We start from the raw sequence: 11,571 nt of genomic DNA on the forward strand, positions 1-11,571 counted from the left end.
AATTATGTAAATTCATCGAATTGGGCGCACTCAATTTCCAGATCCCCGGCATCTCCAAGATGCCGGGGATCTTATACGGGAAATGCTAATCGGGAATTTTGCCACCCAAAACTGATGTTTTTGCAAAACTGAGATGCACCCGGCTGTTGTCACGCGCATGAGAGGAAAACTAACAATATTTCCTTCAACATCGGGAATATCAACTGAGGTATCTCGGAGATATTTTTGCCATTCGAGCCTGGAAATTCCAGTTTCGTATGGAATGTTGTTGAGGTCTTGTTTTAAAGTTTTTATGTATTTTTTTGATGTTTGTTCAGCAATCCGGTTTAAACGCATTTGAGAAATGCTTGGACGTAAAACCCGTTTTGCAAATTCGACTTGAAACTCCTCCGTGATTTCTTCTGCAATTCGCTCTTCAGGATTTTTGCTGTTGGGATCGAGCCACTTTTGGATATGTGCATTAATTCCAGTGAAAAAACCTTTATACTCGATTGCTTTCTGGTTAAAATAGCCGAAATACCAGTCAAGAAAATTATTGTCTACCGCTGAAACGAGATCGTCTCCCCATTTTTCGAGTTCGGAAGAAGCGTAAACTTTGGCTTCTTCTCGAGCGTGTTGAAGTTTGGCACGAATTATTTGTTCGTAGGCAACCCAATCCACTTCAGGCGTTTTACTTGCATCAACCGTTTCAATTCCTTCTAAATTTTTGCTGCGATCTCTAGCAAGCTCAGACTGAAATGATTTAGCAATAAAAAATTGACCGATGAGGGGTAAAATCACAACCACAACAACGATCGACCAAAGAATTGTTGCTATTTTGATACTTGGAGCTAACTCAAGCCAATTAGTTTTTTCTGATTTTAGTCCGACTGCTTCTTGATTCTTTGTAGTATCTTTCTGGTTATTGCACAGCCTATAAACTAAATCTTTATTTGGGTTAGGGCTGTCTGTACAAACAATCTGCTCTTGCTTGAGTTCTTCCAGAATCACGCGTAAATTCTCATCAGACTCTTGGGTTGTTGATGCAAGTTCTGATAACGTTTTGCCCGGTGTGTTGTTGAGATTCTTTAAAATTCGATCCCTCAAATTTTCGGGTGAGTTATTAGATTTTTTTTCAGCAGAACTCATCTTTTTTTGCTCGCTTGACTTTCTGTAGCTTGTCTTTTAATCACAGCAAAGAATTGGTAAAACTAAAAAAGTTATCAGCAAACCAATCTAAGCTTATTTCAAATTCAGCTTCAGCAGCTAACATCACCATAGCCAAATCCATTCTTGAATATTACTCAAGAATGTGTATCTCTTCCCACGAAGAAAAATGACGTTAGAGACAGTGGTGAGATATTTTATTTCCCAAATATTTTAACATCGATCTCTTTAAGTCGAACCTCATTTTTGATTTTTTACATTTTTTATAACTACTGTATTTTTACGGATAGTTTTATTTGCTACAAAACAGACTTTTTAAAAAGATCAAATTTTTCAATCTTTAGTTGAATTTCGATTAAGATTTACATATTTTCTTTGAGAACCTAATGAATCCCATAAATCATCTTCATCCGCGAGTACAGCGTGAGTGGCGATCGACCCTCCTTAATCTCTCGTCACTTTTCCCCCACTTTTTACGGCAAAGTTGCAAAACGTTACATTTCGAGATCCCGTATCCTAGACACAGAACCCCAAACCTCCCAAAACCCTATGGTTGCCACCGCCGAACTCCAAATCACCTGGGAACCCCTCCCCGACGACTACGATCTCCCAGACGATCCCGTGGACAACCTCTACCAACCCGCCCTCGCCGCCGCCCTCACCGACAGCCTGCAAGTGGCGGGACGCCTCAGCGAAACTACCCTCACCCCCAGCAACTACGGCATCTGCGCCACCGTCAACGGAAAACTCGTCATCAAAGCCCCCGATTGGGCGTTCGTCCCCAACATCCGCGTTCCCCGTTCCGACATCGCCCGCAGCTACACGCCGCAACTCCAAGGGGACATCCCCGTCATCGTGGTTGAATTCCTCTCCGACACCGACGGAAAGGAATATTCCAGCAAACCCACCTATCCCCCCGGAAAGTGGTTTTTCTACGAACAAGTGCTGAAAGTTCCCAACTACGCCATCTTCAACCCCGACACGGGAAACTTAGAACTTTATCGCCTCGACGTAGCGGGAAACTACCAACTTCAACCCGCCAACGACGCTGGACGCCACTGGATTGAAGAAATGGGATCGTTCCTCGGCGTGTGGGAAGGAACCCGAGAAAGTCGCAGCGGTTTTTGGTTGCGTTGGTGGAACGAGGAAGATAACTTGTTGCTGTGGTCGATCGAACGCGCCGAACGTCTCGCCGCACAACTCCGCGCCGCAGGAATCGAACCGGAAGTTTAGTCCTGACAAGGTGACGTTCTTCGCGTCTACTGGATCGGTTTTTGGAGGGAGAGGGAGAGGGGGAGAGGGGGAGAGGGGGAGAAACTATTAACCGTTCCCCGTTCCCCGTTCCCTGTCTTCACTGGCGACTGGTGACTGGTGACTGGTGACTGAAACACTGTTCACTGCTCACTGTTCGCTGCTCACTGTAAAAGGTGACTGTCTTCACCCCCGAATCTCTTGGCGGACGCGATCGACGATACCGCGAACTTCCTCGGTTCCCTCCGACGCCTCGAATCCTAGGGGAAGTTTACCGGAGACGAGCAGTCGCAACCCCAACGGTGCAATACTCAACAAGCCTTTGATGTCGCGGAAGTAGTTCCCCACCACTTGCACGCCGAATTTGCGTTCGTCAATCCACCCTCCCTCGCGCACTAACTCGATCAGGACTTTACGGTGACGCACGGCGGTACTGGTTTGAGAATCGCTCTTTTCGAGAATTTTTCCTTTCACTTCACCGATGCGATCGAGGGGCGCGACTTCCATCGGACAAACTGAATTACAGTAGTAACAGCGGGTACAGCCCCACACGCCGGAACTCGTATTGTTGTAACTCTCCAACCGTTCCTCGGTGCGATCGTCGCGGGAGTCGAACAGCATCCGCTGGGCTTTGGCTAAGGCGTGAGGGCCGACGAATTCCTCGTTCACTTCCAAGGCGTTACATTCGGAATAACAAGCCCCGCAAAGGATACAGTTGCCGCTACTGTCGAACTTTTCCCGTTCTTCTGGAGATTGCAGAAACTCCCGTTCGGGGATGTTTCGTGCGTTGCTGCTCACGTAGGGATCGATCGCGTCGAGATCGTCCCAAAATCGCTTCATATCCACCACGAGATCTTTAATTACGGGCATATTTCCCATCGGCGCGATCGCGATCGCCGAAGAATTCCCGTTTGTCGTTTCCACCCGTTTGAGTTCGCTTCCGACGTTTTCTTTACAGGCGAGGGCGGAACGTCCGTTAATTCGCATCGAACAACTGCCACAGATGGTATTGCGGCAGTTTTTACGAAAAGCGAGGCTTCCGTCTTGTTCCCACTTGATGCGATTGAGACAGGTTAGAATCGTGTCGCTCGGTTCTACGTCCAGGGTGTAGCGTTGGATGCGAGGGGCGCGATCGCGTGTTTGTCGGACGATGTGAAATTCAACTTGCATGGGGCGCAGTTTCTGGAATGGGTTCGATCGGGTTTGGTAACTATTTTAGGCAGCCATTGCCGGGTGAGGAGACACGGATGAGACAAATTCAACGCTTGACGAGTCGGCGGAGGTTTTTAGGCTGGAGTGCGGCGGCGGTAGGTTCGCTGGCGTTGGCGACGCAACGGCGCAGTATCGCGGCGGACGATTCCGCTGAGATTTACGTGAGTACCGCTGAAGCCTTCATCGAAGCGATCGGGTCTAACCGCACGATTTTCGTCAATCCCGGCAGTTACGATTTAACCACCGTCGATCGCAGCTACGCCAGTGATGCCGTCAATTTCGAGCCAGTTCACGACGGCGAACAATTCCATATTTACGGGGTTGAAAACTTAAAAATCGTCGGATTGGGAGAGCGATCGCCCCGGTTGCTGGTGCGTCCTCGCTACGCCACTGTCCTCAGCTTGATTAACGCTCAAAACGTCGTTTTAGACAATTTAGAACTCGGACATTTTCCCGATTCGGGATATTGCAGTGGTGGTGTCTTCGGTTTAGCCGGTTGCAACACTGTTGAAATCCAAAACAGCAACTTGTTCGGCAGCGGTTCCTACGGTTTTGTGTGCCGAAACACGCAAAACTTCATCGCCCGAAACACGAGCGTTCGTCATTGTACCTACGGTATTGCCTCGTTAATCTCCGTTACTAACAGTCAATTTATCGATTGCGAGTTTTCCTACAACCAAAAATTTACTCTGATTTACGCTCCCGATTCTTCCGGAATTGAATTTAACGGATGTGAGTTTAACGATAATACCGTTTCTGACGAATATTCGGCGATGTTCGATGCCAACTTGGAAAACGCCATTGCCATTGAAAGCTGCAAGTTCGAGAACAACGCTGTCAACCAATTCGCCATGAATCCCGACGCGATCGCTCGAATTGACAATACCGAATTCGTCAACAACAGCTTTGTCGATATGCCCTAACTGAGGTCAAATATGACGATTCAAAAACACCAGTCCGTTGAAGGCTACTTCGCCGTACTCATGAGCCTCCTGCGCGATCGCGTAGGGTTCATGGCAGAAATCGCCCAAGGCAAACAAGTCAAATATAAAATTACGGCGTTACTCTTTTCGAGTTCGATTTTTTTTGCGGTTTACGGAGCAATTATTGGCTCTTTTAGCACCTGGATGCAAACCATTTCGTCAGCCGTAAAAGTTCCAATTTTATACCTAATGACGGCGATCGTTTGTTTTCCCACACTTTACTTTTTTAACGTGCTGTTTGGCTCCCGAAAAAGTATTGCCCAACACCTCGCCGTCCTCAGCGCCGCCATTGCCTCCATCAGTATTTTACTCTTTAGTTTTGCCCCAGTCACCCTGTTTTTTCTCATCACCGCTCCCGACTATAGCTTCTTCATTCTGTTGAACGTTGCCATCTTCGGCTTGACGGGATTTGTCGGCGTTTTCTTCCTCTACCAAGGGATGCAAATGATGTCCCATCAAGACGACGTAGACGGTCATAAAAACCGTAAGAATCTCTTGCAAGCTTGGTTGTTTTTGTTTGCCTTTGTCGGCAGCCAACTCGGTTGGACGTTGCGTCCGTTTTTCGGCGCTCCTGGGGAACCGTTTCAACTGTTCCGACAACTTGAAGGGAACTTTTACCAAAGCGTACTGCAAGCGATCGGTAACTTAATGGGTTTGTAACGCCCGAAATCTCAACTTTCCGAAACGATTTCTTCCTCTACCGACTCGGCGGACATCGTCCACTCACGCAGGCGATCGATCTGCTCTTTTTTTCCACACAACAACAGGCGATCGCCCGATCGCACGTGCGTTTCCCCGTGAGGAAACCGAACGAACCGCCCTTCTCGTCGAATCGATCGCACCTGTACCCGAAACCGACGACGCCAATCCAACTCCGCCAACGTGCGATCGACCGCAAGACTATGTTCGGGGACTTCCAACCACAAACAGGCGGGGCGGTTGTCGGGAACCGCCACCTCACCCGTCGCCAATTGCTGAAACGCCGCCAACTCCCCATCCTCTCCCACCACCAACAAGCGATCCTTGGGCAACAACACCATCGTCGCGTCGGGATAGTCGATTTCCTCCCCATCTTGCCGCTGAATCGCCATCAGCGTAATCCCTGTAAGCTGTCGCAGGTTCGTCTGTTCCAGCGTCATTCCCGCCAGCGGCGATCCTGTTGGTAACGACAGCCAGCGACTGTTCAACTCCTGCGCCGCCACCTGCAACTCCCGCGCCACGCGATCGGGTTCCCGTTGCGGACGCAATTCCAAATAGTGACTGTTGCGAATCTGTTCGACTTCCCGTTGAATGCGAAACGGCGAGAGTCCCAACGCCGCCAGCAGGTGCGATAACAGTTCCAAACTGCCCTCGAACTCCGGCTGTACCACCTCTTTCGCCCCCAGTTGATACAGCAGTTCGATATCTCGTACCTGGTTCGCCTGCACCACGATATCGAGGTCTGGGGCGAGTTCCAACGCCCGCTTCACACACAGCCGCGTACTCATGGCATCGGGAAGCGCGATCGCCATCGTCCGGGCGCGATCGAGTTCCGCCGCGTCCAACACCCGCAAACTCGACGCGTTCCCGTACAAATAGGCAATTCCGTCAGTTCGTGCTTGCGCGATCGCCGCTTCCGAGCGATCGATCGCCAAAACCGGACAGTTGGGAGTTTCTCGCAATCGCCCCACCAAATTTCGCCCCACGTTACCGTATCCACACACCACCACGTGACCCTCGAGAACGCTATCTTCCGGTTCGATATGCGGCGTGGACGTTCCCTCAAAATAGGGCTGAAGTGCCGGTTGCGATTCCATCCAGTTCAACAGCAGCGGAACGCCCTGCAAAATAAACGGCGTCAGCACCAGCGTCAGAGCAGTCGTTCCCGCAATGGACAAGTACACCGACTCGGACACCAACCCCATCGTTTGCCCCTTACTGGCCAAAACGAACGAAAACTCTCCGATCTGCGCCAAGCCCAACCCCACCAAAATCGAGGTTTTCAGGTCGTAACCGAACAGACGCACCACCGGAATCACAATGAGGGATTTTCCCAGTACCGCCAAGGCCACGAAGCCCAAAATCGAATCGAGATGTTCCCAAAGAAACAGCGGGTCGATGAGGGTTCCCACCGCCACGAAAAATAGAGCCGCAAACACATCCCGCAGCGGTTCGACGTAGGTTAAGGTTTGGTCGGCATATTCGACTTCAGAAATGGTCAATCCCGCCACGAACGCCCCCATTTCGATGGAAAATCCCAGGCGATCGGTCAAAATAGCGATGCCCAAACACAACGCGACGACTCCTAACAAAAACAGTTCGTCGCTCTCTCGCCGCGCCAAAAACCGCAACAGCGGCGGAATCGCCCATCGCGCCGCCGCCACCGCCGCCAGACCGAACGCGAGAATTTTCAGCAACGCCCAACCGACCGTCAGTCCTAACTCTTCGGGGGACGCGTTCAACGCCGGAAGTACCGCCAGCATCAGCCCTAGGGCTAAATCTTGCACGACGAGAATTCCCAACATCACTTGACCGTGGGGAGTTTCGGCTTGGTTGCGTTCCATCAGGGTTTTGAGGACGACCGCTGTAGAAGATAAGGAGAGGGTCGCCCCTAAAAAGATGCCTTGGACGGGATCGTCCGCCCAACCGACGAGGGGAAGGATCGCCGTGGCGACGGCGATGGTTAGGAAAATTTGCAACGCACCGCCACCGAGGGCGATACCTCGGACTTTTTGCAGTTCGGTCAGAGAAAATTCCACGCCCAAGGCAAACAGCAAAAACGCCACGCCAAACTGGGCGAGGGTTTCGACCTGGACGAGTTCTTTAATCCAACCCAAGCCAGCCGGACCGATGGCGACACCGCCGAGGAGATATCCCAACAGAACGGGTTGGCGCAACAGGGACGCCAGCAAACCGCCAGCGGCGGCCGCAGCTAGGACGGTAACTAAATCTAAAATCAGGCGGAAGTCTTCTTGCACGGGCGAAAGGAGAAAAAGGAAAAGTGTTAAGCTTTCAAAATCAGGATAGCTAGTTTTGGCGGTAGGCGAAGACGTTAATCATGACCTGCGATCGAACCTTCAGTTTTTACCCTCCCTGTGGATTTTTCGCTTCGGTAGTGACAGGGGCGACGGTAGCGCTAGCGTCGCTGACCTCTCCTGCGGCAGCGTTGGAGGTGCGCGTCGTTCCCGACAATCCCCGCTTGGGCGATACGTTGTCAGTGTTGGTGGAAACCGACGGTTCCGACGGGACTGCACCGACAGTTACGACGGGCGGACGGCGGTACGAAACCTTTGCGGTGGGAACGAACCGCTATCGGGCGTTTTTACCGACGACACCGTTGGAACGTCCGGGGATGCGTCGGTTGCAAGTCAGCGGCGACGGAACGGTGGAAACGGTGTCGGTGAACGTGGGCGATCGCGATTTTCCGATTCAAGAAATTTGGCTCTCTGCTGAAACCAACGCGATTGTAGGGACGGATTACGAGTTCGATCGCGTCGATGCGTTCAAACAACTCGTCACGCCCGATCGCTTTTGGACCGGGCCGTTTCTGCATCCGAGCGACGGACCGGTGACGACCGTGTACGGCGTGCGCCGCTACTACAACGGAGAGTGGGCGGGGGATTACTACCATCGCGGTATCGATTACGCCGCCGCCACGGGAGCGCCAGTCAGAGCCGCCGCCAGCGGACGAGTTGCCCTCGTCGGCCGCGTCGGGCAAGGATTCGAGTTACACGGAAACACCGTGGGCATCGATCACGGTCAGGGGGTTACGACAATTTATCTGCACTTGAGTCGAATTGACGTTCGAGAAGGACAGATGGTAGAAGCCGGCCAGGCCATCGGGGGAGTGGGTTCGACGGGGATTTCGACCGGGCCGCACTTGCATTGGGGGCTTTACGTTCGCGGCGAATCGGTCGATCCTTATCCTTGGCAACGATTGGGATTGAAGTAGTCGCTCGAGGGAAATCGAAACCTGAAGTTGCGCTCGGAAGTCAAAACCTCACCGTTATACGATGAAACGCCGTTTCGATCGCGCTGACGAACGCAGTATAATTTCAGAGTTTCTCACCCACCCGGAATGTCTTTTTGCGATCTCCCGCGTCGCACCCATCTACCGACTGAGCCGGAGACGTCAACATCGATGTAATCCACAACGAACAGGCTATGAGTATTGTCAAAATTGTCGAACAGGCGCTGGCAGATGGTTATCTCACGCCCGTCATGGAAGCGGAGGTGGGACGAATCTGTAACACGGCCTCCGAACTGTCGATCGAGGAGTACATGGCGCTCGATCGCTTGATGGGAGCCTTGTTAACCGGGGACGTGGTGGTACTGCCTCGCAAGCAGTTTATCAACGTGATGGAAGAGTTGGTTCTCTCGGAAACGATCGCCAAGGTGGCCGAAATCGAAGCCACGACAGATAGGACGCTCGATGTGGGAGATATCGCCGCCTACGCCCTCAACCGACTCCCGCCTCTTTACGCCACGACTGAGGAAGGTGCGAATTTCCAACGGGCCCGGGCTAGAGAACAACTGTTAGATTTAATTGCGAAACAAGTCAGCGACGCGATTCAGCAAAACTTGGCGCATCCAGACTTCTTCCCAGAGCGACAACTCCTCGGCAAAACCGATCCTAGAGAGGTTCTCTCGCAAGTGAGTACGTTGTTAGAAGCTTACGCTCAGAATATCGAGGCAGCCGAAGATAAAGCGAACGAATCTTAGGATTCTCTGCATTTTTATCCGATTCCTAGTTGTCGATCGTGCAGTTGGATTGACGATTTCCCCACGATCGCCCTACACCAAACCCCCGGTATTTTAAGAATGCTGGGGGTCTTTTCGACTCTCGCTGAGCGATCGCCAACCGTTGGTTGAGTCAATCCCTTCGGTATTCCAAACAGTCACTTCACCCTTTGAAGAAAGAATTACGTAATTTTACGGAAGACCGTTCGGGGAATTCACAGAGAAAAACAACATTAAAATGCTCGGATAGCAAGGAATTTGAAGGTTTCACAAAGTCAATTTCAAGCTGTATGAGGTTTGTGTAAAATTGACTACCTTTGTATTTACCAACTAAATTTGGTCGGTCATACTGAACATATAGAAAGGCGAACGAGATCGGCGTCGGGCCGTTCTAGAAACGATAGAAGTTCGGGGTACATCTACGCCAACCCTCGAGACTGAGGCGTTAGACCGCAGGTAACTCGAGTTGTCAAACTCAATGGATAAGAGGAAGAAACCCAGATGAATCGTAAATTTTTACTTTCAGTTACCTCTGGTATCGTAGCGTTCGGAGTCGGTGCGATCGCAACACCCCAGGCAGCCTCGGCCGGTACTGTTTCTTGTGATGTCAGCATCAAAGATGTCGTTAACGGTGCGTCGCTGTGCGAAGTCAGCGATACGGCAGACCAAGACTATCTCAACACCGATCCGATAACTGTCAACGCAGAAAGCTTCTTCGGAAAAACAGACTGGAGCTTTGTGAGCAAAGACGAAACTGGCGGTCAAAGCGGAAGCTGGGATATCGGCAGCACGTTTGGCGATTACGAAGACGTGATGCTCGTATTTAAAAGTGGGAACGATACCTTCTTGACGGGCTACTTGCTCGATGGTTCGCAGACTTCGGGAAATTGGACGAGTCCGTTCTCCAAAGATGTCTCTCACGTGAGCGTTTACGGTCGCGGAACCCCCAGCAACCCTCCGGCGGAATCAGTTCCCGAACCGGCGATGGTGTTCGGACTCGCTGCAGTCGCCTTCGGAGCGATTCGTCGTCGCCGTCACTAATCTCGAACCGATCCTTTTTCGTGTGTCAGTGCATCATAGGTCTCGCCAGACCGCCGACTTCAGAAGAAGTGGGCGGCTTTGTTTTCAATGCGGGTACATTTCAATTTCGTAGCACGATCCCTCCGCGCCTCGTCGAACGTCCAGCACCTCCCCAATTCGCAGGGAAGATGGGTGAGGTTCCGATCGCCAAAGTGAGATGCACCCTTCAAATGCCTGGTATTCTAGAAACTTGTATAAACTGCGATCGAGCTGAGGTTATGGCCAGTCAATCTCCCATCCCTGTCGTGATTAACGGTGCTGCCGGAAAAATGGGGCGCGAAGTCGTGAAAGCCGTGGCACAAGCCGACGACATGATGCTTCTCGGGGCGATCGATACCAACCCCGAAGTCGCCGGTCGGGATATCGGAGAAGTGGCCGGATGCGGACCCCTCGAAGTCCCCGTTTTAACTGACTTGCAAAGCACCCTCGTCATGGCCACCCAAGAGCAGCAACAGGGCGTCATGGTCGATTTTACCCATCCTTCGGGCGTCTACGATAACGTCAGAGCGGCGATCGCCTACGGCGTTCGTCCCGTCGTCGGCACCACGGGATTGAGTCCCGAACAACTGCAAGACCTCACGGAGTTCGCCGAAAAAGCCAGTACGGGATGTCTCGTCGTCCCCAACTTCTCCATCGGCGTCGTCCTCATGCAGCAAGCGGCGATTCAAGCCTCGAAATACTTCGATCACGTCGAAATTATCGAACTGCATCACAACCAAAAAGCTGATGCACCCAGCGGAACCGCCATCAAAACCGCTCAAATGCTCGGCGAACTCGGCAAAACCTACAATCAACCGATCGTTAACGAGGAAGAAAAACTCGCCGGAGCGCGAGGTAGCACTGGCTCAGAAAACATCCGCATCCACAGCGTACGCCTGCCGGGTCTCATCGCCCACCAAGAAATTATTTTCGGCGCACCGGGACAAATCTACACCCTGCGTCACGATACTACCGATCGCGCGTGCTATATGCCCGGCGTTTTGCTCGCCATCCGTAAAGTCACCGAACTGAAATCTCTCGTTTACGGTCTGGAGAAGATTTTTTGACATCCTCTCCCAGCAACCCGTTCCGGGTATGCAGGGAGATTCCTTGGGTCGCCCCAAAGATTTCCTGCTTCACAGCCAGCCAACTAGAATCAGTGACCCGATCCCCCGTCGCCTCGACTCCACAGGCATTTTCG

Annotated in this window: 10 protein-coding genes and 1 pseudogene; 7 read left to right on the forward strand and 4 right to left on the reverse strand. The window is 51.7% G+C overall.

From position 1 onward, the window contains the following. Positions 1-30: 30 nt before the first annotated feature. Complete coding sequence (locus POG22_RS12860) at positions 31-1,128, reverse strand: hypothetical protein (RefSeq protein ID WP_498905681.1); 1,098 nt, start codon at positions 1,126-1,128, stop codon at positions 31-33. A gap of 567 nt (positions 1,129-1,695) precedes the next feature. Between POG22_RS12860 and POG22_RS12865 the strand changes: the two genes are divergently transcribed. Further along, positions 1,696-2,379, forward strand: coding sequence for a Uma2 family endonuclease (locus POG22_RS12865; RefSeq protein ID WP_498905682.1), 684 nt, complete (start codon positions 1,696-1,698; stop codon positions 2,377-2,379). 204 nt (positions 2,380-2,583) lie between these two features. Here POG22_RS12865 and POG22_RS12870 read toward each other — a convergent pair whose 3' ends face one another. After that, the gene (locus POG22_RS12870; RefSeq protein WP_498905684.1) at positions 2,584-3,567 is read right to left on the reverse strand and encodes a succinate dehydrogenase/fumarate reductase iron-sulfur subunit; all 984 of its coding nucleotides are present in this window, start codon (positions 3,565-3,567) and stop codon (positions 2,584-2,586) included. A gap of 77 nt (positions 3,568-3,644) precedes the next feature. Between POG22_RS12870 and POG22_RS12875 the strand changes: the two genes are divergently transcribed. Further along, a complete protein-coding gene (locus POG22_RS12875; RefSeq protein WP_498905686.1) occupies positions 3,645-4,532 on the forward strand; it encodes a right-handed parallel beta-helix repeat-containing protein in 888 nt (295 codons plus the stop codon). 12 nt (positions 4,533-4,544) lie between these two features. Continuing rightward, a complete protein-coding gene (locus POG22_RS12880) occupies positions 4,545-5,252 on the forward strand; it encodes an actin-binding WH2 domain-containing protein (protein WP_498905687.1) in 708 nt (235 codons plus the stop codon). An 11-nt stretch (positions 5,253-5,263) separates the two neighbouring features. Here POG22_RS12880 and POG22_RS12885 read toward each other — a convergent pair whose 3' ends face one another. After that, entirely contained in the window at positions 5,264-7,549 is a 2,286-nt protein-coding gene (locus POG22_RS12885; RefSeq protein ID WP_498905689.1) for a cation:proton antiporter domain-containing protein, read from the reverse strand. 80 nt (positions 7,550-7,629) lie between these two features. Between POG22_RS12885 and POG22_RS12890 the strand changes: the two genes are divergently transcribed. From POG22_RS12890 to dapB, 4 genes are all read left to right on the forward strand, one after another. Next, complete coding sequence (locus POG22_RS12890; protein WP_498905690.1) at positions 7,630-8,523, forward strand: M23 family metallopeptidase; 894 nt, start codon at positions 7,630-7,632, stop codon at positions 8,521-8,523. Positions 8,524-8,735: 212 nt separating this feature from the next. Then, the gene (locus tag POG22_RS12895; RefSeq protein WP_017662417.1) at positions 8,736-9,293 is read left to right on the forward strand and encodes a late competence development ComFB family protein; all 558 of its coding nucleotides are present in this window, start codon (positions 8,736-8,738) and stop codon (positions 9,291-9,293) included. A gap of 519 nt (positions 9,294-9,812) precedes the next feature. Next, positions 9,813-10,352 (forward strand): PEP-CTERM sorting domain-containing protein, encoded by a 540-nt coding sequence (locus POG22_RS12900; protein WP_498905691.1) that lies wholly within the window; start codon positions 9,813-9,815, stop codon positions 10,350-10,352. Between the two features lie 257 nt (positions 10,353-10,609). Beyond that, positions 10,610-11,437, forward strand: a complete 828-nt coding sequence (dapB, locus tag POG22_RS12905; RefSeq protein WP_498905693.1) for a 4-hydroxy-tetrahydrodipicolinate reductase — start codon at positions 10,610-10,612, stop codon at positions 11,435-11,437. On the opposite strand, the pseudogene POG22_RS12910 reads toward dapB, so the two are convergent. Then, positions 11,391-11,571: pseudogene (locus POG22_RS12910) on the reverse strand (RNA-guided endonuclease TnpB family protein); the annotation flags it as partial. The gene dapB and the pseudogene POG22_RS12910 sit on opposite strands and share 47 nt — an antisense overlap.

It is taken from the genome of Geitlerinema sp. CS-897, from assembly GCF_028368005.1.
GTDB classification, from domain to species: domain Bacteria; phylum Cyanobacteriota; class Cyanobacteriia; order Cyanobacteriales; family Geitlerinemataceae; genus Baaleninema; species Baaleninema simplex.